The 20,021-nt window shown below is 49.7% G+C and carries 21 protein-coding genes; 10 read left to right on the top strand and 11 right to left on the bottom strand.

Features of this window, described 5'->3' with window-relative positions:
- Positions 1 to 35: 35 nt before the first annotated feature.
- The 3 genes from metK to FPE01S_RS17955 are packed head-to-tail and all read right to left on the bottom strand — an operon-like array spanning position 36 to position 3,612.
- Positions 36 to 1,289: a methionine adenosyltransferase gene (gene metK, locus FPE01S_RS17965; protein WP_046370401.1), complete on the bottom strand. Its 1,254-nt coding sequence runs from the start codon at positions 1,287 to 1,289 to the stop codon at positions 36 to 38.
- A 38-nt stretch (positions 1,290 to 1,327) separates the two neighbouring features.
- On the bottom strand, positions 1,328 to 2,755 hold the full coding sequence (locus tag FPE01S_RS17960; RefSeq protein ID WP_169749192.1) for a DUF4270 family protein: 1,428 nt from the start codon (positions 2,753 to 2,755) through the stop codon (positions 1,328 to 1,330).
- Between the two features lie 44 nt (positions 2,756 to 2,799).
- Positions 2,800 to 3,612 (bottom strand): glycogen/starch synthase, encoded by an 813-nt coding sequence (locus FPE01S_RS17955; protein WP_046370399.1) that lies wholly within the window; start codon positions 3,610 to 3,612, stop codon positions 2,800 to 2,802.
- Positions 3,613 to 3,712: 100 nt separating this feature from the next.
- On the opposite strand from FPE01S_RS17955, the gene panC reads away from it, so the two are divergent.
- The 4 genes from panC to rfaE2 are packed head-to-tail and all read left to right on the top strand — an operon-like array spanning position 3,713 to position 6,486.
- Positions 3,713 to 4,567, top strand: coding sequence for a pantoate--beta-alanine ligase (gene panC / locus FPE01S_RS17950; RefSeq protein WP_046370398.1), 855 nt, complete (start codon positions 3,713 to 3,715; stop codon positions 4,565 to 4,567).
- Between the two features lie 45 nt (positions 4,568 to 4,612).
- Positions 4,613 to 4,957 (top strand): aspartate 1-decarboxylase, encoded by a 345-nt coding sequence (gene panD / locus FPE01S_RS17945; RefSeq protein WP_046370397.1) that lies wholly within the window; start codon positions 4,613 to 4,615, stop codon positions 4,955 to 4,957.
- Positions 4,958 to 4,966: 9 nt separating this feature from the next.
- Entirely contained in the window at positions 4,967 to 5,980 is a 1,014-nt protein-coding gene (locus FPE01S_RS17940; protein WP_046370396.1) for a lysylphosphatidylglycerol synthase transmembrane domain-containing protein, read from the top strand.
- A gap of 8 nt (positions 5,981 to 5,988) precedes the next feature.
- Entirely contained in the window at positions 5,989 to 6,486 is a 498-nt protein-coding gene (gene rfaE2, locus FPE01S_RS17935; protein WP_046370395.1) for a D-glycero-beta-D-manno-heptose 1-phosphate adenylyltransferase, read from the top strand.
- A gap of 337 nt (positions 6,487 to 6,823) precedes the next feature.
- Here the strand turns inward: rfaE2 and FPE01S_RS17930 are convergent, their stop codons facing one another.
- Genes FPE01S_RS17930 through FPE01S_RS17920 form a run of 3 tightly spaced genes read right to left on the bottom strand, consistent with a single transcriptional unit; the run spans position 6,824 to position 10,389 of the window.
- Complete coding sequence (locus tag FPE01S_RS17930; RefSeq protein WP_052955985.1) at positions 6,824 to 7,462, bottom strand: DUF4294 domain-containing protein; 639 nt, start codon at positions 7,460 to 7,462, stop codon at positions 6,824 to 6,826.
- 59 nt (positions 7,463 to 7,521) lie between these two features.
- Positions 7,522 to 9,972, bottom strand: coding sequence for a cytochrome c biogenesis protein CcsA (ccsA, locus tag FPE01S_RS17925; protein WP_046370394.1), 2,451 nt, complete (start codon positions 9,970 to 9,972; stop codon positions 7,522 to 7,524).
- Positions 9,973 to 9,984: 12 nt separating this feature from the next.
- Complete coding sequence (locus FPE01S_RS17920; protein ID WP_046370393.1) at positions 9,985 to 10,389, bottom strand: cytochrome c maturation protein CcmE domain-containing protein; 405 nt, start codon at positions 10,387 to 10,389, stop codon at positions 9,985 to 9,987.
- A gap of 135 nt (positions 10,390 to 10,524) precedes the next feature.
- On the opposite strand from FPE01S_RS17920, the gene FPE01S_RS17915 reads away from it, so the two are divergent.
- The 6 genes from FPE01S_RS17915 to FPE01S_RS17890 are packed head-to-tail and all read left to right on the top strand — an operon-like array spanning position 10,525 to position 16,551.
- The gene (locus FPE01S_RS17915) at positions 10,525 to 11,568 is read left to right on the top strand and encodes an agmatinase family protein (protein WP_046370392.1); all 1,044 of its coding nucleotides are present in this window, start codon (positions 10,525 to 10,527) and stop codon (positions 11,566 to 11,568) included.
- 2 nt (positions 11,569 to 11,570) lie between these two features.
- On the top strand, positions 11,571 to 12,113 hold the full coding sequence (locus FPE01S_RS17910; RefSeq protein ID WP_046370391.1) for a hypothetical protein: 543 nt from the start codon (positions 11,571 to 11,573) through the stop codon (positions 12,111 to 12,113).
- 17 nt (positions 12,114 to 12,130) lie between these two features.
- Positions 12,131 to 13,426 carry a radical SAM family protein gene (locus FPE01S_RS17905; protein WP_046370390.1) on the top strand — a complete coding sequence of 432 codons (1,296 nt, stop codon included), beginning with the start codon at positions 12,131 to 12,133 and terminating at the stop codon, positions 13,424 to 13,426.
- A 17-nt stretch (positions 13,427 to 13,443) separates the two neighbouring features.
- Complete coding sequence (locus FPE01S_RS17900) at positions 13,444 to 14,328, top strand: DMT family transporter (RefSeq protein ID WP_046370711.1); 885 nt, start codon at positions 13,444 to 13,446, stop codon at positions 14,326 to 14,328.
- 58 nt (positions 14,329 to 14,386) lie between these two features.
- Positions 14,387 to 15,262: a hypothetical protein gene (locus FPE01S_RS17895; protein ID WP_046370389.1), complete on the top strand. Its 876-nt coding sequence runs from the start codon at positions 14,387 to 14,389 to the stop codon at positions 15,260 to 15,262.
- Positions 15,262 to 16,551 (top strand): bifunctional folylpolyglutamate synthase/dihydrofolate synthase, encoded by a 1,290-nt coding sequence (locus FPE01S_RS17890; protein ID WP_046370388.1) that lies wholly within the window; start codon positions 15,262 to 15,264, stop codon positions 16,549 to 16,551. The genes FPE01S_RS17895 and FPE01S_RS17890 overlap by 1 nt, the downstream gene beginning before the upstream one ends.
- Here the strand turns inward: FPE01S_RS17890 and FPE01S_RS17885 are convergent.
- The 5 genes from FPE01S_RS17885 to fbp are packed head-to-tail and all read right to left on the bottom strand — an operon-like array spanning position 16,541 to position 19,989.
- The gene (locus FPE01S_RS17885) at positions 16,541 to 17,095 is read right to left on the bottom strand and encodes an NUDIX hydrolase (RefSeq protein ID WP_046370387.1); all 555 of its coding nucleotides are present in this window, start codon (positions 17,093 to 17,095) and stop codon (positions 16,541 to 16,543) included. The genes FPE01S_RS17890 and FPE01S_RS17885 overlap by 11 nt on opposite strands.
- 10 nt (positions 17,096 to 17,105) lie before the next feature.
- A complete protein-coding gene (locus tag FPE01S_RS17880; RefSeq protein ID WP_046370386.1) occupies positions 17,106 to 17,645 on the bottom strand; it encodes a YfiT family bacillithiol transferase in 540 nt (179 codons plus the stop codon).
- A gap of 17 nt (positions 17,646 to 17,662) precedes the next feature.
- Positions 17,663 to 18,430, bottom strand: coding sequence for an ABC transporter ATP-binding protein (locus FPE01S_RS17875; protein ID WP_046370385.1), 768 nt, complete (start codon positions 18,428 to 18,430; stop codon positions 17,663 to 17,665).
- 20 nt (positions 18,431 to 18,450) lie between these two features.
- Positions 18,451 to 18,948 (bottom strand): CAP domain-containing protein, encoded by a 498-nt coding sequence (locus FPE01S_RS17870; protein ID WP_217998231.1) that lies wholly within the window; start codon positions 18,946 to 18,948, stop codon positions 18,451 to 18,453.
- Positions 18,949 to 18,978: 30 nt separating this feature from the next.
- Complete coding sequence (gene fbp / locus FPE01S_RS17865) at positions 18,979 to 19,989, bottom strand: class 1 fructose-bisphosphatase (protein WP_046370384.1); 1,011 nt, start codon at positions 19,987 to 19,989, stop codon at positions 18,979 to 18,981.
- Positions 19,990 to 20,021: the final 32 nt, after the last annotated feature.

Here is a 20,021-nt window from a genome sequence, read left to right as displayed (position 1 = left end):
GCAAAAAAAAAGCCGTCAATTCTGACGGCTTTAGATTATTTCAGCTTGAATGCTTTTTTTACTTTGGGAACGTAGTCCAGTTTTTCCCAGGTGAAAAGCTCCACTTTCTTCTTGATCACTTTTCCATCCGGTGAGCGGAATTCTTTGTCCACTGTCACCGGTTTGCGACCCATATGGCCATAGGCTGCAGTTTCGGAATAAATCGGGGTACGCAGTTTCAGCCTTTGTTCGATATAGTACGGGCGCATATCGAATATACCTTCAACAATCTTTGCAATTTCGCCGTCGGTCATATCCACTTTTGCAGTGCCATAGGTATTCACATAAATGCCCATCGGCTGTGCAACGCCGATCGCATAGGAAACCTGAACAAGCACTTCATCACAAAGTCCGGCAGCTACCAGGTTCTTGGCAATATGACGTGTGGCATAAGCAGCGGAACGGTCAACTTTGGATGGATCCTTGCCACTGAAAGCACCACCACCGTGAGCGCCTTTTCCGCCGTAGGTGTCAACGATGATCTTGCGGCCCGTAAGACCAGTGTCACCATGCGGCCCTCCGATCACAAACTTACCGGTCGGGTTGATGTGGTACTTGATCTTGTCGTTAAAAAGCTTCGCGTATTTTTTGTACTTGGTTTTGATGCGTGGAACCAGGATCTCAATGATGTCCTTTTTGATTTTGGCCAGCATTTTCGTTTCTGTATCAAAATCATCGTGCTGGGTAGAGATCACAATAGCATCGATCCTTACCGGAACATTGTTGTCATCATATTCCAGTGTCACCTGGCTTTTGGCATCTGGACGCAGGTATTTGATCTGTTTATCCTCCCGGCGAAGCGCTGCCAGTTCCTGCAGCAATTTATGTGCAAGGTCCAGTGCCAGCGGCATATAGTCTTCGGTTTCGTTGGTTGCGTAACCGAACATCATACCCTGGTCGCCAGCACCCTGCTCTTCCTTTTTTTGCCTTTCAACACCCTGGTTGATATCGGCGCTTTGTTCATGAATGGCACTTAACACACCGCACGAGTTCGCTTCAAACATGTATTCGCTCTTCGTATAGCCAATCTTCCGGATTACTCCTCTCGCAATTTCCTGAACATCAAGATAGGCGCGTGATTTCACTTCACCTGCCAGCACCACCTGTCCAGTTGTAACCAGTGTTTCACAGGCCACTTTGGAGTTAGGATCGAACGCCAGGAAATTATCGATCAAAGCATCCGAAATCTGGTCAGCAACTTTGTCCGGATGTCCTTCTGAAACACTCTCTGAAGTAAAAAGATAGGGCATTATGGGTTAATTTAATTAGACGCAAATATAGTCTGCTCTTAAATTCTGGAATACACAATATACAACCTGAGCTTTTTGGTCGTATTCGCGCCACCTCCCACGATGATCCGTCCCCGTGTCACCGGAGTAGCGATATTCATCGTATAGGTAGTGGATGTACCGTACAATACCGGCCTGGTGATATAGGGAGCATAAAGCCGGAGCGGGTAAGATGGATCACCGTCTGTCACAATCCCCTGAACATATCGTGTCAGGTCAAATTCGTACTTGTTATTCTTAAGGATGCCACCAAATTGTGCAGGTTCATATTTCAGCACATTGGTAGCACTGGTGATGAAGGATTTTGGTATGGTATAATAACCGGATCCGCCGGGGTCAGTATTTACCGCATCCAGGAACATGACACTGGGCTCATTGAAATAATTGTCTTCCAGGCCATCAAGCCGCTCGGCGATAAGGGCTGCCCTGTAGACCAGGCGGTTGGAAAGTCCGCTGAGGCCGGGGATACTCAGCATGGCAACTGAACCTGGGGTACTTTGCAGATACAATTCCGACTGGTTGGTACCGGTTCCTGTCGCCAGGTTGGCAGCATACGGTGTACCGCTGTTATTGCGGCTGATCAGGTTGGCATTGGCCTTGTTCCTGAATACAAATTCCGTCACTACAGTGTCAGCGGCATTATTGACTTTTTTCCGGTAATGGAAGGTCAGCCGTGTACCGCCATCGATCAGGCTGATATAGGCCATTGCCCGTTTTGCTGCTGATCCCTCGTCTGCTTTAATGGCAAATCCCCGGAACTGGCTGTTGAAATTGGTATCAGACTTGTAAATCGTAGAATCATATGACATCAAGCGCAGGCCGAAACTGTTATCCAGAGGGATCCGGATCTCATTCACCGTTTTGACAGTGTCATTTGCACGCAGGTAAATCAGGCTGTCATTGAAGGAGCTGAATGTGAAACTTTTCTGGCCAAGGAGATTGTTTGCAGCAAAGGAAGGCTGACTGATGAGGTAACCCAGGGAAGAGTCCCGGAAACCGGAGGACTGGTCAATTTCAAACACCTTCAGGTTTTCCATTGCATTGGAATCACCATAAAGTGACCTGTAGCGCAGCGAAAGTACTACAGAGTCGAGCCCGAGAATGCTGTCAGGTGGTCCGAAGGGCTGTTTGATGGGGCTGCCGCTGGAAAGTTGTGCGAGCAACTGCAGGTAAACCTCACCACTGGTGATGCCAAAAGATGGGTCCTGCATGATACCGAGCGCATGCGTACCGGTATCTCTCATTCTTGTACTGTCCGCCAGCGGGATAATCTCCGACTGAATTTCCAAAACAGTATCGAAAACCGTAACGTTATCCACGGGTGGGATAACATCAGAACCGATTTCGGTTGTTCTGATCTTGGTACAGGAAACAATGCTCAGTATGAAAACTACAATAAAGGAAAGGCTGTACAATAATTTCTTCACAAACAAACCGGTTATTAGTCTGAAATAAGTTGATGACCAGATACTTATTTGGCAAGGTCGGTATACAGTTGTAAATAGTCTGTTAAATCAGACTCAGCGTTGTAGGCAAGCACCTTCTTCCCTTTCACTTTGGCAAATTCCTCGCCCAGCTTCTTGTCAACTTTTTCAGCACCAAACGTAATGGCATCGGCAAAAGAAGCACCTCCCCTGAACAGTGAGGGGTTCGTTCCTTCCTTGAAAAGCTCCATATCCTTCTCTTTGATATTGGTATGGATCATCGCCTGTTTTACAAAATCCTGACCCAGCTTTTCCTTGAAACTGTTCTGGCCGATCGTGAATACTACTTTGCTGTGACCGAAGACAGGTTCTTTTTTATAGGCTGTTTTCAGGTAGAATGGTATCAGGCTGGTCATCCAGCCACTGCAATGAATGATGTCGGGAGGCCATCCGAATTTCTTCACCGTTTCGAGTGCGCCCTTGCAAAAGAATACTGTGCGGAGACTGTTATCGTCAAACCAGTTTTCCTTGTCATCATGAAACACAAACTTTCTTTTGAACAGGTCTTCATTGTCGAGAAAGTATACCTGCAAACGCGCATTCGGTAAAGAGGCTACTTTGATCTGAAGGGGGAAATCGTCATTGTCAACCGACACATTGATACCGCTAAGCCTAACGACCTCGTGGAGCCGATGGCGACGTTCGTTAATCGTGCCAAACCTGGGCATAATGCATCTTACTTCAAAGCCATTGTCGTTCGATTTTATCGCCAGCCGGTTCACAATTTCAGAAAACTCGGTTAGTTCCAGATAAGGCGACATTTCGTTGGCTATGAATAAAATTCTTTTCTTTGTTGACATTTTAACTTTTACTATTGGTGAAAATGGAACTGAATTTTCGGACAATAAGTGTGCAAAGGTAATATATTTTCGCCGAAAATGCGCTAAAACACGCCATTTCATGATCCTTCTCAAAAGGGCAAACGCGCTCCGGGAGTATCTTTCCGGAAAGCAGGCCAACGGAAATACGATAGGCTTCGTGCCTACCATGGGCGCATTGCACCAGGGCCATATCTCCCTTATACAGGCTGCACGAAAAGGCAACAGCATCACTGTCTGCAGCATCTTCGTCAATCCTACCCAGTTCAACGATCCATCCGATTTCCAACGATATCCCGTAACCCTGGAAAAGGATATTCAACTCCTGGAAAAAGAAGGCGTAGATATTCTTTTTTTACCATATGTGGACGAGATCTATCCGGATGGATTGAAGAACCTGCCGTCGTATGATCTGGGCTATCTGGAAACTATCCTGGAGGGAAAATACCGCCCCGGCCATTTCCAGGGAGTCTGCCAGGTGATGCATCGGCTGCTGACTCTTGTCACCTGCGATGATCTTTATATGGGACAAAAAGACTACCAGCAATGCATGGTCGTTTCAAAGCTGCTGCAACTGACAGGGATAAAGACCCGGTTGCATACCTGCCCCACCCTGCGCGAACCGGATGGCCTCGCCATGAGCAGCCGTAACATGCGCCTCTCGCCCGAAACACGTCACCAGGCAGTTTGCATTTCAACCGCCCTGCAAACAATAAAAAACCATATAAAACCGGGCGACACCGCTCACCATTGCCGGGAAGCCGAACAATTCCTTCAGGAAAATGGTTTCAAAGTGGACTATGTCGCCATTGCTGATGCAGCAGAGCTGCGGCTGATCAGCCAATGGGATGGCAATCTTCCCCTGGTAGCCCTTGCCGCCGCTTATCTGAATGATGTCAGGTTAATCGACAATATGTTAATCCCAACAGTTCAATAATGGAAAATTGTACCTTGCGCCCCGTTTCAACTATAAACCAGGTCAATGGATATTGAAATACTGAAATCCAAAGTGCACCGCGCGGTAATTACCGAAGCGAACCTTCATTATGTGGGCAGCCTCACGCTGGATGAAGATCTGATGGATGCCGCCAACATGGTCGAGCATGAGAAAATCCAATGTGTAAACGTCAACAACGGCAGCCGGATAGAAACCTATCTCATCAAAGGAAAACGTGGTTCCGGCGTCTGTTGCCTGAACGGACCTGCTGCCAGGCAGGGTGCGGTAGGAGATGTTGTCATTATCATTTCCTACGCAAGAATGGATTTTGAGAAGGCTAAAACTTTTCAACCCTGGGTAGTGTTTCCCAAAGAGGGAAACCTTTTGTAAACTTGGGTTATGGATAAAAAGAAGATCACCAGTGCACTGCAATACGTTTTTTTTCTGGCCCTGGGGATCTTCCTTGTTTGGTGGAGTATCGGCAAGATCGATCACCAGCAATGGGTGGAGATGAAGGCGGCGATGCGCCGTACCAATTACAACCTGCTGATCCCTGTTGTCATTGCCCTGCTCATCAGTCATTACAGCCGCGCCGTCCGCTGGAAAATACTTATGGAACCCATGGGTTACCGGCCTGACAACCTCAGGGTTTACCTCCTCGTACTGATCGGCTACCTTTCCAATCTCCTGGTACCCCGGCTGGGTGAAGTCTTGAAATGTACCCTGCTGGCCCGCTATGAAAAGATTCCGGCAGACAAACTAATTGGTACGATCGTGGCAGAACGGGCCTTTGATATGATCTGCCTCCTCCTGGTCTTTTTCATCACCCTGATTTCCCAACTGGATGTGATCGGCACATTTGCCCGCGAAAAGTTTTCCACGGTGCTGGCGAACGGCGGGCGTGAACCCAATATATTGTACCTGCTTGCCATTGCGGCCTTCGTGGCAGTAGTGATCTTTCTCGGCATCTGGCTGTTTCGCAGGTTCAGGCACAACAACGTGATGGTGAAGATCATCCGGATTCTCCAGGGCGTATGGGAAGGATTGAACAGTGTGCGCTACGTAAAGAAAAAAGGCTGGTTCTTCTTTCATACCATCCTGATCTGGTTTCTCTATCTCGCCAGCATCCGCTTAGGATTCCTCGCCATGCAGGAGACCAAACCACTGGGATGGCCGCCGGCATTCTCTGTGCTCTCCATGGGCAGTATCGGCATGATCGCAACACAGGGCGGTATCGGCGCTTATCCTGTACTGGTGCAGGAAACAATGATGCTCTACGGCATTCATGAAAATGTCGGTAAAGCATTTGGCTGGATCCTTTGGCTGGCACAGACACTGTTGATCCTGGTAGCAGGTGGCATCGCTTCTGTACTGCTTCCCAGGCTTAAGCGAAATGCTGTTAAAACCGCTTAACTTGCAGTATGAGAAATGCTGCCATCATTCCCCAAAAAATCTATGACCTCAACCGCCTGAAACATGCCGTGGAAGTGTGGCGTTTTCTGGGTAAGACCATCAGTTTTACCAACGGCGTTTTTGACATACTTCACCAGGGTCATGTATACAGCCTCTCCCAGGCAGCGCAGGAAGCCGACATGCTGATCGTTGGCGTAAACTCTGACGCTTCCGTGAAAAGACTGAATAAAGGTCCCGAGCGGCCGATCAATGATCAGAACAGCCGGGCGCTGCTGCTCGCATCCATGCTGATGGTAGATGCCGTTATTGTTTTTGACGAGGATACGCCATACGAACTCATCACCACGCTGATGCCCGATGTACTGGTAAAAGGTGGCGATTACCGCGTAGAAGAAGTAGTCGGACATAAGGAAATACTGGCCAACGGCGGCAATGTGGTGATCAACCCGATAGTGGAAGGATTCAGTACAACAGGAATCGTTGAGCGCATGCGCCACCAGAAGTAAAGCCCGCTATTTCCCGCAGGTTTTTTCGCGGCTCCAAGATATTTGCTCGCAAGGACCTTTGCTCGCAAAGGTATTTTCTCGCAAGGTCGCTACGCTCCCCGCAAAGGTGCAAAGGCGCAATTTTGATTGTATGCCTATACGTAAGTATCCCAACAAAACCCGATCACTAAAAAAACTTTGCGCCTTTGCACCTTTGCGTCTTGGCGTGAAAAAATACACAAGCGCGAACAAGCGCAGCGCCTTCACACCAATCGCAAACATAATCGCGTGAACTATATCACCTCTTTTGCGTGAAACTCCGCGTGAAACCAGTTTCACAACTTTTTCAGGCACCTCGTCAGTGATACATCTTTTCCACTTCCCGCACGATCATCTCTATCTCGCGGTCATCATTGTAGGCATCGTAAGGTTGCTTCAGGCTTGAATTGAAGAAGAACGCCACAGTCTGCCAGAACCTGGCCTGGAACCCGCCCCGGTATTCCTTGATCAGTTCGTAACAGTTATTTCCCGTTTGCCGGTTAATGAGCTTCATCAATACCCGCCCCTGGTAAACCGACAGCTTGGTCAACGGTGCTGTAAATTCCTTTTTCAGCTCCTCCTCCCTGCTCTTGATATAGGCTTTGCGCTCGCCTTCCGGCAGGGTAGCCAGTTTGGCATTGATGTCATTGATGATCACACCGGCTTTGCGGGCATAAGGATAAGTTACATAGACAGCATTCCGCAGGCGGGTCCACTTTTCATACCGCTTCCGCATCGCGGGAGGCATGGGGGCATCTACGTAAACATACTGCAACGTACCGGCAGGCAGCGTATCCCCTCTCAGCACATAAATGGGTACTATTATAGTGTCATTGGGGCCATAGCGGGGATCGGGTGGTTGCGGGGCCGGAGTTTGTGCATGAACATGGCCTGCAACGCCGCAAAACATCATCAGCATTACCAGGAACCTTCCCCAGAAGAATCGGCCTTTTTCCATGTGATCAAATAGACAGTGCTTAACGGTAAAAAGCTGTTAGTAGTTTCCTAAAATTGTATTTAGCTGTTTACCGCCTTCAGCCGCCCCTGTCTGTTCCGGTAAACCAGGCTGATCACAAAACCGGCAATCATGATAATGGTACCGATCCACACCAGGTTGATGTGCGGAAATTCAAACACTTTCAGGGCCACAAAGGGAACCATCTTACTGCTTTCCTTCACCTGTAGCTCTATTTTCTGATTTTCCAGGACGCGGCTGAAAGCAAAAGCAAGGTTTTGCGCATATACGGTATCCATCATATATCGCGCTTCATTGTCCTTTACATAGAATACAGGTTTCGCGCCCCACCGGTTGCCTTCTTTCGACACCACGGTCAGGTCTGCCATCAGTGCTGTATCGCTTGCGGTAAAATGATATTTGCCCTCGGAAGGATTCGGCACCACCTTGTTCAGGATCACATAGCCATTGGAGTAAAACAGGGTGTCACCAATCCGCAGCGGAAAACTCTTAAAGCTCGTTGTGTCTTCGCGGCTGTCCATATTGTCAGCATAACTGATATAGGCAAAAACATCCTTATTCCAGTAATGACGGGCATCAGGGTTATTCGAAAAATTCTCCTGCCCTTTCGTATTCCTGATAAGGTTCGGGTAAAGCGTGAAACCTTCCGAACTATCCTTTTTCATCATGCTGACCTTGTAGTAAATGATATTACCGGGTTTATTGGTCGAATCACTGTGTTCAAACGTAGTCATATAGGTGCCCATATCGGTAGCCACACCCTTGATCAGCGTCAGGTTCTCCATGGGATTCTGTTTCGAACGTTCGTCCCATTTCAGCATGATACCGGTAGTGTTGTAAGACAGCACTTTTTTGTTGCTGGAAGAAATCAGAATTCCGGCCAGCAATATGCCGAAACCGAGATGCGCCATCGAAGCCCCCGCTGCCTTCCATTTCCCGTTAAGTGTATTCCAGATATATCCGGCATTGGCTACTGCCGCAAACACACTGGCGAAGAATGCGAGGTAGATAGCCGCCAGGAAACCCGGACCTTTTTTATCATAATGAAATCCCGTGATCCAGCAGTAGGCGACCGTGATCACAACCGCTGCAACAGCAGGGATCAGCATTTTCTTCAGCCAGTTATAACCGGTCGTCTTTTTATATTTCAGGTACTGACCGAAAGCCGTGAGCAACGCAATAACGATAGCCACGAAAATCTGGATCTTGTTGTAGGCGAATTCAGCATCTTCCGGCGCTGCAGTCGATTTACCGCCGATCTTGTTATAGATCGGTGTAAAGGAGGTTTGCCAGGTGATCACCAGGCCGCTCAGAAACAGTACCAGTGCACCGATAAACATCCAGAACTCGCGTGAACTGGTCTCCTCTTCCTTAACGATATGCGGGATTTGTTTGTAACGCTGACCGAAAAACACCAGCGACGGCAGGAAAAAGACGAGCAACAGCAGCAACAACTGCACATTCATGCCTTCTCCCGTAAAGGCGTGTACGGAGCTGTCGCCCAGCACCCCGCTGCGTGTCAGGAACGACTCGTAGAGGGCAAAGGAGAAGCTCATGATATAAAAAAAATAGGTTGCGCGGAGGGAGTGTCCTGTCGCATTGTAGATCACCTGGGTATGTATACCCGCCACCAGCACCAGCCAGGGCACCAGCGAAGCGTTCTCAACCGGATCCCATGCCCAGAAGCCGCCAAAAGTGAGCGACTCATATGCCCAGGCAGCCCCCATCATAATGCCCAACCCAAGTATTGCGGCTGAAAACAGGTTCCAGGGAAGCGAAACCTTCGTCCATCCGCCAAAATCTTTTTTCCAGAGCCCCGCAATGGCATAGGCAAAGGGAACGATTGTAGAAGCAAAACCCAGGAACAATACGGGAGGATGGATCACCATCCAGTAGTTCTGCAGCAACTGGTTCAGCCCCTGCCCATCCTGCATCTGCGGCAGGCTCAGGTAATCCGGGCGGGCAAATACCGGCGCCTCGGAAAACATTTCCCGAACCAGGAGAAAAGGATTACTGCCGATCTTGATGCCGGCGATATATATGCCGATTACCATCGTTGCCAGCACCAGCTGGGCAAAGGAAATTACAGTCAGCACCGGCGCTTCCCATTTTCCGCCCTTGCGGATCAGGAGCATCCCCAGAACAGCCTGCCAGAGGGTCCATAACAGGAAACTGCCTTCCTGGCCTTCCCAGATGGAGCTCAGCAGGTATTTCATGCTGAGGGAACGGCTGCTGTGATTCCAGGCGTAGAAATATTCGAAGTAGTGATTGGAAATAATGTAAAAGAGAATGCCGAATACGGATAGTACCGACACAAAATCTATTCCGAAAGCAATCCGCGCCAAAGTCTTCCACCGGCGTTCGTCAGCAGGGTCTTTTGCAGATGCAGCCTTAAAAAATGACCACGTGGCAACACCGGAAGCGACCAGGGCCAGGAGGATAAAAAAATGACCCAGTTGCCCGGGTAAAGGATGTTCACCGATATATTTCATGAGCGCGCCGGATTAGTTATCGTTGAGCTGTTCGCGATTGGCATTCACTTCCTCCTTGTATTTGGAGGGACATTTCATCAGCATCTCCTTGCATTCAAACTGGCCGTCGCGCATACTTCCCTTTAACACCAGGCGCTCGCTTTTTTCGAAATCAGTGGGTTTGCTGTTATGGTAAATGACTGTTGTTTTATTTCCCAGTGTGTCCAGCGCCGTAAACCGCATGTAATTGGGGTTTTTTACCGGATCATACTCGACCGGGGCGTTTTTGTCAAGTTTGGCGATGAGGTGCACAAATTTTCCTTCTTTCTCGCGGGCGGAGGCAATCGTGTCGTAGGTGGTCAGGTCACCCATGAAACTAATGAGCACGGCAATTGCTATTGCAATGAAAATCAGGATAATGATGTGGGTCTTTTTCATATTCTCAGGGGGTTCCGGCGCAAAGTTAGGCCAATTTGGGGTTCCAAGCGCCCCACCCGCCTGCCAACGCTTTCTAATTATTTTGCATCTACGGTAAGCTAACCTAATTTTGCGTCCGTTTTCAAAACATTACGTATGGATCTTTCCCATTACGACGCCAATTGCCTGGGTAACCCGCAATTCAATCTTTTCGGTCTTCCGACAACTGAGGAAGAAGCCCGGCTGGTCATTGTTCCGGTGCCCTGGGAGGTAACTGTGAGTTATAGCGCCGGTACTGCCCGCGCAGCCGATAATATCCTCAAGGCAAGCCGTCAGGTTGACCTTTTTGACGCCGACTATCACGACCTCTGGCGGAAGGGTTTTTATCTCCGGGAAGTAGATAAAAAGATTTTGTTAAAAAGTGATTACCTGCGAAAAGAAGCAGAACTCTATATCGATTATATTTCCTCGGGTGAAAAGATTGAGAAAAACAACTTTATGTGCCGGTCATTAAAGGAAATTAATGAAGGCAGTCTTTTTCTCAACCACTGGGTGCACACCCAAACCAGTGAACTGATCCAGAAAGGTAAACTGGTCGCACTGCTCGGTGGCGATCACAGCACTCCCTTCGGTTTCATCAAAGCACTTTCCGAGAAATATGAAAGCTTCGGCATCCTTCAGATCGATGCCCATTGTGATCTCCGGAAATCATTTGAGAATTTCAGGTACTCGCATGCCAGTGTGATGTATAATATCCTGGAGGAGATCCCGCAGGTAGAGCGGCTCACCCAGATCGGCATCCGTGATTTTTGTGACGAAGAGGCTGATTATATTAAAAACAGCAATAACAGGATCATTCCTTTCTTTGATAAAGACATCCGCGAAGCCTTGTTTGAAGGTGGCACCTGGCAACAGCAGGCGGCTAAAATTATCGACACGCTTCCACAGCTGGTGCATATCAGCTTTGACGTCGACGGTCTGGATCCGAAACTCTGCCCGAATACCGGAACTCCTGTTCCAGGCGGGTTTGAAGTAGAACAGCTGTTTTACCTGTTCAGAAAGATCATTGAAAGCGGCAGAAAGATCATCGCATTCGATCTGAACGAAGTAGGCGTCGGTGATACCGACTGGGATGCCAACGTAGGCGCCAGGATCCTTTTCCGCCTGTGTAACCTGCTCACGCACAGCAACCAGAACTGATTATGGTGTATGACTATGTCGTTACCCTGCAGAACCGCAGCCGCAAACTGATCGACCGCTTCAGTATCCTTGCTTCCGGAATATCGGGTGTGGTATTTTTCACCATCTTTCTGCTGGATCCCGAACACCGGCTCATTCACCTGGTGGGAGGCGCGGTAGTGCTCGTTCTGGCGGCGGTAAACCTGTACAAATCAACCCGGTTACGGGAAGCTGTCTCCTACAACTATATCCTGGTGATTGCCGGCATCATCTGGGCAAGCATGCCTTTTTCGCAATGGCTCAGCTTTCTGCTCCTGATCATGGGTTTGCTGGAAAAACAGGCCAAGAAGAACCTTGAGATCGGGTTTCACCAGGATATGATCGTATTCAACAGTTTTCCCAGAAAAAAATATCACTGGAAAGATTTTTCCAACATTGTGCTCCGCGACAACCTGCTGACGCTTGACTTTGTCAACAACCGCCTGCTCCAAAGAGAAACCATCGATGAAGAAGGAGATGCAGACGAAGATGAATTCAATGCCTATTGCCGGTCGCATCTTTCCTGATACACTATCTTTGCGCTATGCTGAAACACTCTCCCTTCCTGCTCTTTTCCGACGGAAAAGGAAATATTTTCGAAGACCAGTCACTGTATGCCACGGGCAGGAGCGGCTGGGACGTTTATCCCGTTCCGGATGAAGACTGGATCGTACTGCCGGAAGGCGGCAACCTTTACGAGCTTCCCGGCAGGCGGGGAATCGGCATCGATGTGAATACCGGTGAAATGCGGCTTTGCGAAAAAGGATGGGCCGTTGCTGCATTTATTCCACCCGCACATACCGGCCTCTTTCTTTCCGCCTATGAATCGGCCCCTGACGCTCCCACACTTCCCCTGTTCTGCTATACCGCAGCAGGATGGGTTGAGGGCGAATTCGTGGTACCGGCAGTACGGATCGAAGCGGATATCCGGCAGGAATGCCGTGGTTATAACGATCAGAAGATCGCTACCGGTGTCGATCATATGGTACAGGCATTCCCCCACAACCGGCTGGTAAAACACCTTGCAGACAATTGCTGTAACACTTACCACTGTCCGGCAGCACGAAACTATTTCATGGGGCGTTGGGAGTGCCCGATCCCGGTATCCCCTGCCTGTAATGCCAATTGCGTAGGCTGTATCTCCCTGCAACCTGACGAAGAACCGATCGTCAGCACGCAGGACCGGCTCCAGTTCAAACCTTCCCCCGAAGAGATCGTTGAATACACTGTTCCGCACCTGGAATCTGCGCCGTATCCCATCGTGAGTTTTGGACAGGGATGTGAAGGAGAACCGTTGCTGATGTGGGAAACGATGCGCGAAGCCATCAAAGAGATCAGGAAACATACTTCAAAGGGAAGTATCAATATCAACACCAATGGTTCCCGCCCTGACGCCGTGAAAGTGCTCGCTGAAGCGGGACTCAACAGCATCCGCGTGAGTACCAACTCTGCAAGGCGCGAGGTCTACATGCCTTACTACCGCCCCAATAACTACGACTTCAACGACATCATCGAAAGCCTGAAGATCATGCGGCAGGCTGGCGGCTGGACTTCCATCAACTATTTTGTATTTCCGGGCATGACCGACAGTGTAGAAGAATATGAAGCGTTGAGGAAGCTGATCCGGGAAACCGATCTCTGCATGATCCAGTGGCGCAATTTCAACATTGATCCTGACTGGTACCTTGGCAAGATCGGGGTCACTGAAACCGGCGAATGCATGGGTGTAAAACAACTGATGGAACTGATCCGGGAAGAGTTTCCGCATTTGAAATTCGGGTATTACAACCCGCCCATGGAACGCATCAAAGGAAATTTCGAACTGGACTTCGCCCATTGAAAAATGCGTCTCCCGCAATGAAGGGCGTGCTGTTTGCCGTCATCGCCACCATTATCTGGAGCGGTAACTTTATCGTGGCCAGGGCCGTGATCAAAGACGTTCCGCCAATATCACTGGCATTTTTCCGCTGGCTCCTGGCAACCATCATCCTGCTGCCGTTTGCATTCCGGCAGCTGCGTACAGAATGGGATGTCGTAGGTAACAATTGGAAGTATTTTCTCTTCATCGCATTTACAGGAATAACGCTCTTCAACACTTTTGTGTACGTAGCAGGCCATTATTCGCCTGCCATCAACCTGGCATTGATCGGCACCACTTCCTCCCCGATCATGGCGATCATGCTGTCAGCGATCTTCCTGCAGGAAAAGATTCCCTGGCAACGGGTAGCAGGATTGCTGCTTTGCATCACCGGTATCCTGTTGCTGCTGTCCCGCGGTGATCTCCGGAATCTTTACCAGCTGCAGTTCGGAAAGGGAGATGGTTATGTATTGCTCGGTGCATTTGCATTTGCCATCTACAATGTGCTCGTACGCAAAAAGCCGGCAGGTATTGGTCCGCTGTCTTTCCTGCTGCTGATCTTCGGATTGGGCACGATCCTGCTGATCCCCGGCCTGGTCTGGGAGATCAACCATGAACCACCCATTCACTGGAGTGCCTCCATCATTGGTGTCATGGTATACCTCGGCGCAGGCACGTCTGTTATCGCCTATCTCTGCTGGAATGCAGCGATCAGCCGGCTCGGTACTTCAAGAACGGCATTGTTCGGCAACCTGATTCCGCTGTTTGCGAGCCTGGAAGCGCTCTGGCTGTTACAGGAAAAATTCACCATGCTTCACCTGGTGTGCAGCGTGGTGATCATCATCGGCCTGGTACTCGCAAATCTGACAACACGAAGAACCTGATTTTAACATTTTTAATGCCACAGGAAGCCCGTATTTTTATGGCGGTAACCCGACTACTATGACCACAGCATTTGAAACACAAAAGAATGTACGTGCCGCCGGATATACGGCAACCGTCCTCCTGGGATTGTTGCTGATCCTGTTTTTTGTACGGTGGTCATTGCCGGTAGTACCTCCCGTTCCGCAGGAAGAGGGAATTGAAGTGAACCTGGGCAATAGTGATGAAGGTTTCGGTGATGACCAGCCCAAATCACCCGAATCACCCGCCCCTGCCCATCAGCCGCAATACCAGCCGCCTAAAGCGGTAGCGGCGGCGACGCAGGATGAAAAGGATGTAGAAACTGACGATACCGAAGAAGACGCGCCGACGGTGAAAAAACCGGAAGTAGTTAAACCGCATGCTGTGAAAGTTCCGGAGAAGGAAACGGCCACCAAACCGAAGTCCGCTCCAACTACGCCCGTTTTGAATCCAGTACCCGCCCCCCCCAAGCCGAAGGCAGTCTTCAAAGGTGTTAGTGGTACAGGTACCGGTGGCAATGAAGCCGACAGTTACAAAAAAGGTGGCAACCAGGGCATTGCCGGTGGCACCGGTGATCAGGGTAAGCCAGGTGGAGATCCTGATAGCAGGAACTATGAAGGGAACGGTGGTACCGGTCACTCCGGTATCTCCATCTCCAGGGGTCTTGCCGGCCGCAGGATCATCAGCCAGCCTTCATTTGAAGATGAATTCAATGAAAATGCAAAAGTTGCTGTCGACATAAAACTCGACGCAACCGGTAAAGTAATTGCAGCTGTATTCCAGCCCAGGGGATCAACAACCTCCAATGCAAACTATAAAGCCATCGCCACCAGGAAAGCGATGCTCCTGAAGTTCAACCCGGGTGGTGAAGATCAAACCGGAACGATTATCTTTAACTTCAGGGTGAAAAATTAATGGACTACACTGCTTCGCTCAGCTTTCTTTATAGCAGGCTTCCCATGTTCAGCAAACTGGGCGCCGATGCCTATAAAAAGGACCTGCACAATATTCTGGCCCTTGAGGAAAAACTGGGCAACAACTACCGGAAATTCAAATCGATTCATGTTGCCGGAACCAATGGCAAAGGTTCCACCAGTCATATGCTCGCAGCTGTTCTCCAGGAAGCCGGTTACAAAACGGGACTGTTAACCTCCCCACACCTGCATGATTTTCGTGAAAGAATCCGGATCAACGGGCAGATGATTCCCGAATCCTTCGTAGCTGCATTCACTACTAACAGCATTCCGCTGATCGACGCGATCGAACCCTCCTTTTTTGAACTGACTGTCAGCATGGCTTTCGCCTGGTTTGCACAGGAAAATATTGAAGTAGCGGTGATCGAAACAGGTCTCGGCGGCAGGCTTGACAGTACCAATATTGTCACACCAGAGATCAGTATCATTACCAATATCGGTCTCGATCATCAGAATATCCTTGGTCCCGATCTCGCCACCATCGCTGGTGAAAAAGCCGGCATCATCAAGCAGGGTGTACCGGTTGTAATCGGGGAAGCCAATGCGGAAACCCTTCCGGTATTTGAAGCTGTCGCAAAAAGCAAACAGGCGCCGATGAGTGTTGCTTCTGAAGCTCAGCAACTGATCCAATGGGGCAAAAACGGAAACAGGCTCGACGCAACTGTACGGGATACTGACCGCACCGATGGCCATCAATACCAGCTGGACCTTACCGGCGAATACCAGACGCGAAACCTGCTGACTGTACTGCAGGCTATCAGGATCCTGCAGCGTGCGGGATGGAATATCAATGAGAAGGCAATTCAAAGTGGTTTGTCCCAAACCAGGAAACTAACGGGACTGCATGGCCGCTGGGAACAGATCAGCGAATCCCCCCGGGTGATACTGGACGTTGGCCACAACGCAGACGGCATTCGCGCGATTGTGCGACAACTTGGACTGGAAACTTTCGCCCATCTCCACATCGTCATCGGGATGGTGAAAGACAAAGACATCAGTGCAGCGCTGGAGCTGCTTCCCAAAACCGCCACATACTACTTTACCGCGGCAAATATTCCGAGGGCACTTCCTGCAGATGAACTGGCACTGAAAGCTGGCAGCTATGGCCTTTCCGGCCGTTCCTGGCCGGATGTGAACCAGGCGCTCAATGCTGCAAAGGCCAAAGCAGGCAAAAACGATCTCGTGCTGGTCTGCGGCAGCGTGTTCATTGTTGGAGAAGTTACCTGGTAGTATACGCCAGCATTCCCATTTTCATAAAAGCCAGCAGAATGCAATTCAGGTGCAGGCTTTGTTTGATCTCACCGGCAGCCACCAATTGCATCAGTTCCGCCATCGTGATCACCTGGACATCGATCTCCTCATTATGATCAAGCGATTGATTGTCTGTTCTGACGCCACCCGTCGCCAGGTAGAGTTCTGTATAATTACTCAGTACTCCCGGGTTGGCGGCAACCCTTCCGAGATAGTCAAATGACGCAAAACTGTAACCGGTTTCTTCCAGCAGCTCCCGCCGCATGCCTTCGGCAAAATCTTCGCCGGGATCAATAAAACCACCAGGCGTCTCCAGCATCACTTCCGCTACGGGATGACGGTACTGTTTCACCATCACCACTTTCCCGTCTTCCGTCAAAGCCAGGGCTGTTGCAGAAGTTGGCAACTCCACTACGAAATAGGGATCCACAATTACACCGTCCTCCCGCTGGCAACGGTCTCTTCTTGCTGTAAAATACTGGTGATTACTGATATACTCGGTCGACAATACGTTCCAGTGCATGCATTCTTTTTTACCAATGATTCCTGTCGCGGAGGCTGGTGATATGGGCAACATGATGTTTGCCGTGCCACGCATACATTCCCAGCAAATACCACAATGTCATTTCTTTCTGATGTTCCGGATGAAAGACTGTCCGCTGCTGCAGGGTCTCCGCATCAATTTTATAAAGCGCAGCATACCATCTGGCATGAATGGCGTGCAGCATGGTCAGCGTGATATTAATGGGCAGCTCCTTTACATCATTGAGCTCGGCCCACGCTGCCTCATCATACGGTTTGATCGCCGGGTTATTCTCCGTGAGCCCCAGCTTAAACCGGATGATGGCATTCATATGACTGTCGCCTACATGATGAACCACCTGTTTGATGGTCCAGCCACCGTCACGGTAAGGTGTTTCCAGTTGTTTTTCATCCAGGTTCAGTATGGCATTCTCGAGTAACTGCGGCAGGAATTTGATATCATTCAGCCATGCCTGGTGTTGCTCCGGAGAATAGGGCACCGGGGTATACTTTCCGGTCGGATAACGCAGATCCTGTGTTGTTGTTTCCATGTTATTAATTTATTGAATCAGTCACCATCGCGAAGCGCGTGACCGGTGAGGTTAATGAACACGTCTTCCAGGTTGGCCTGTTTTACTTCCTTAGGTTTCTCAAAACCTGACGCCACCAGCTGATCGATCAGAACATCGGGCGTGTTCATGGCAATGATGTTCCCCTTGTCGATAATGGCCACACGATCACACAATTTTTCGGCCTCATCCATATAATGGGTGGTCAGGATAACCGTTGTACCTTTTTTGCGAATGGCAGCAATCAGCTCCCACAGGTTACGGCGCGCCTGCGGATCAAGACCAGTCGTCGGCTCGTCCAGGAAGATGATCTTCGGTTCATTGATCAGCGTTGTCGCAATGGAAAAACGTTGCTTCTGCCCTCCGCTGAGTGCCTTGTACCTTGCCTTTGCCTTATCCTCCAGGTTAACCAGCGCCAGCATCGCCCGCGTATCAATGTCACGATTGTACAAACCGGCGAACAGCTCCAGCAACTGCACCAGGTTGAGGCCCGGGTAATATCCCGACGCCTGCAGCTGAACACCGATGATCTTTTTGATGGACGCTGGCTCCTGATCGAGATCAAAACCGCCGATAACAACACGACCACTGGTCTTTTCCCGCAGGGTCTCCATAATTTCCAGCGTAGTGGATTTTCCGGCGCCGTTAGGCCCGAGCAGTCCGAATATTTCACCCGGAAAAACGTCGAAGCTAATGCCTTTCACCGCTTCAAACTGTCCGTATTTTTTTCGAAGATCCCTTACTTCAATGATGGCTGAAGATGACATAACCCCCACAAATTAAGGGATTATTTCAGGATGAAGATCTGGGTATAGTAAACATTCCCCTTGCTGTCGCGGGAAATGCCGATGCCGGTAAGATTATATTTTCCTTCGATGTTTTTTTTGTGCGGTGCGCTTTTCAGCCAGAACTGCACGACGTCATGTGCCGACATTTTTCCGTAGGCAACATTTTCGCCGGAAGCAGAAGTTTCTCCCAGCCTGCTGTTGATACGGGAAAGCCGGGCGGAAAACCCTTCATGCCCGAAAGGTGTCTGGCCACTTGCCATTCGCTGACTGTGTACCGCTGCTTCGGTCGCCACCACACTGCTGGATTCCAGTGCCGGAAGGCCGATTGATTTCCGGTATTTATTGACTTCCGTCACAATATCCACCTCAAGATTCGACAACGAATAAGTACTTGTTTTCTTCGGGGCGCTGGTTGAACCGGAAGATTTGGCCGGTGGTTTGGAATGACAGGCCATCATGACCATGGCAACGGGCACTATGAAAAGCATACAACGCATGTCAGGGGTTTACCAGGCAATCAGCAAGTTTTATACCACGCCGAGAAATCCATGTAATTCAGCCATCATTTCACTGCTGCCGGCAAAGAATGGCGCCCGCTGATGCAATTCAGCCGGTATGATATCCAGCACACGCTGTTTCCCGTTGGTTGCCCTTCCACCAGCTACTTCAATGATGAAGGCAAAGGGATTGCATTCATACAACAGCCTGAGTTTTCCCCCGGGTTTTGAGTCCGTTCCGGGATACAAAAAAATTCCCCCCTTGATCAGGTTTCGGTGGATGTCACTGACCATGCTCCCGATATAGCGCTGGGTATAGGGACCACCGTTGCGACTGTCTTTCTCCTGGCAGGCGGTAATGTACTGTCTCACCCCTTCTTCGAAGCGAAAGAAATTGCCATGATTCACGGAATAGATTTTTCCCTGCTGTGGACATTTCATATCGGGATGGCTCAGGCAGAATTCGCCGATGGATGGATCAAGTGTGAATCCATTAACACCGCGCCGCGTGGCATACACCAGCATGGTGGAGCTGCCATAGATCACGTAACCTGCGGCGACCTGTTTGGTACCGGGCTGAATAAAATCTTCGCGTACACAGGGCGTCCCGATCGGGCTGATCCTGCGATAAACAGAAAAGATCGTTCCTATGGATACATTCACATCAATGTTGCTGCTTCCGTCAAGCGGATCAAACAATACCACATATTTGCTCTGGTTACTGACCTCGTCATCAAAGATCACCACATCATCCATTTCTTCACTGCCGATGCCCGCACAACTGATACCATGCCGCAATACACCGGTCAGCTGGTTATTGGCAAACACATCGAGCTTCATTACCTGTTCGCCCTGGATATTTTCACTGCCATAAGCGCCGAGGATATCGACCAGTCCAGCTTTGTTGACTTCCACATTGATTCTTTTCACAGCAAGTCCGATGTCGCGGAGAAGACGGCTGAGTTCGCCGGTAGCATGGGGAAAAAGGCGCAATTGCTGGATGGTGAATTCATCCAGGGTGAGAATATTCCTGTTGAGCATAGCAATCGTTTAGCAGCACCACAAAGAAACGA

The sequence above is a fragment of the Flavihumibacter petaseus NBRC 106054 genome, from assembly GCF_000974785.1.
Classification (GTDB): domain Bacteria; phylum Bacteroidota; class Bacteroidia; order Chitinophagales; family Chitinophagaceae; genus Flavihumibacter; species Flavihumibacter petaseus.
Note: the sequence above shows the minus strand (reverse complement) of the source record. Positions and strands in the feature narration are given on the sequence as shown.

Bases quoted from the DNA above. Each gene is read 5' to 3' on its own strand.
- metK (WP_046370401.1), bottom strand. From the start codon at position 1,289: ATGCCCTATCTTTTTACTTCAGAGAGTGTTTCAGAAGGACATCCGGAC.
- FPE01S_RS17955 (WP_046370399.1), bottom strand. From the start codon at position 3,612: ATGTCAACAAAGAAAAGAATTTTATTCATAGCCAACGAAATGTCGCCT.
- panC (WP_046370398.1), top strand. From the start codon at position 3,713: ATGATCCTTCTCAAAAGGGCAAACGCGCTCCGGGAGTATCTTTCCGGA.
- panD (WP_046370397.1), top strand. From the start codon at position 4,613: ATGGATATTGAAATACTGAAATCCAAAGTGCACCGCGCGGTAATTACC.
- FPE01S_RS17940 (WP_046370396.1), top strand. From the start codon at position 4,967: ATGGATAAAAAGAAGATCACCAGTGCACTGCAATACGTTTTTTTTCTG.
- rfaE2 (WP_046370395.1), top strand. From the start codon at position 5,989: ATGAGAAATGCTGCCATCATTCCCCAAAAAATCTATGACCTCAACCGC.
- FPE01S_RS17930 (WP_052955985.1), bottom strand. From the start codon at position 7,462: ATGGAAAAAGGCCGATTCTTCTGGGGAAGGTTCCTGGTAATGCTGATG.
- ccsA (WP_046370394.1), bottom strand. From the start codon at position 9,972: ATGAAATATATCGGTGAACATCCTTTACCCGGGCAACTGGGTCATTTT.
- FPE01S_RS17920 (WP_046370393.1), bottom strand. From the start codon at position 10,389: ATGAAAAAGACCCACATCATTATCCTGATTTTCATTGCAATAGCAATT.
- FPE01S_RS17915 (WP_046370392.1), top strand. From the start codon at position 10,525: ATGGATCTTTCCCATTACGACGCCAATTGCCTGGGTAACCCGCAATTC.
- FPE01S_RS17910 (WP_046370391.1), top strand. From the start codon at position 11,571: ATGGTGTATGACTATGTCGTTACCCTGCAGAACCGCAGCCGCAAACTG.
- FPE01S_RS17905 (WP_046370390.1), top strand. From the start codon at position 12,131: ATGCTGAAACACTCTCCCTTCCTGCTCTTTTCCGACGGAAAAGGAAAT.
- FPE01S_RS17900 (WP_046370711.1), top strand. From the start codon at position 13,444: ATGAAGGGCGTGCTGTTTGCCGTCATCGCCACCATTATCTGGAGCGGT.
- FPE01S_RS17895 (WP_046370389.1), top strand. From the start codon at position 14,387: ATGACCACAGCATTTGAAACACAAAAGAATGTACGTGCCGCCGGATAT.
- FPE01S_RS17890 (WP_046370388.1), top strand. From the start codon at position 15,262: ATGGACTACACTGCTTCGCTCAGCTTTCTTTATAGCAGGCTTCCCATG.
- FPE01S_RS17885 (WP_046370387.1), bottom strand. From the start codon at position 17,095: ATGCACTGGAACGTATTGTCGACCGAGTATATCAGTAATCACCAGTAT.
- FPE01S_RS17880 (WP_046370386.1), bottom strand. From the start codon at position 17,645: ATGGAAACAACAACACAGGATCTGCGTTATCCGACCGGAAAGTATACC.
- FPE01S_RS17875 (WP_046370385.1), bottom strand. From the start codon at position 18,430: ATGTCATCTTCAGCCATCATTGAAGTAAGGGATCTTCGAAAAAAATAC.
- FPE01S_RS17870 (WP_217998231.1), bottom strand. From the start codon at position 18,948: ATGCGTTGTATGCTTTTCATAGTGCCCGTTGCCATGGTCATGATGGCC.
- fbp (WP_046370384.1), bottom strand. From the start codon at position 19,989: ATGCTCAACAGGAATATTCTCACCCTGGATGAATTCACCATCCAGCAA.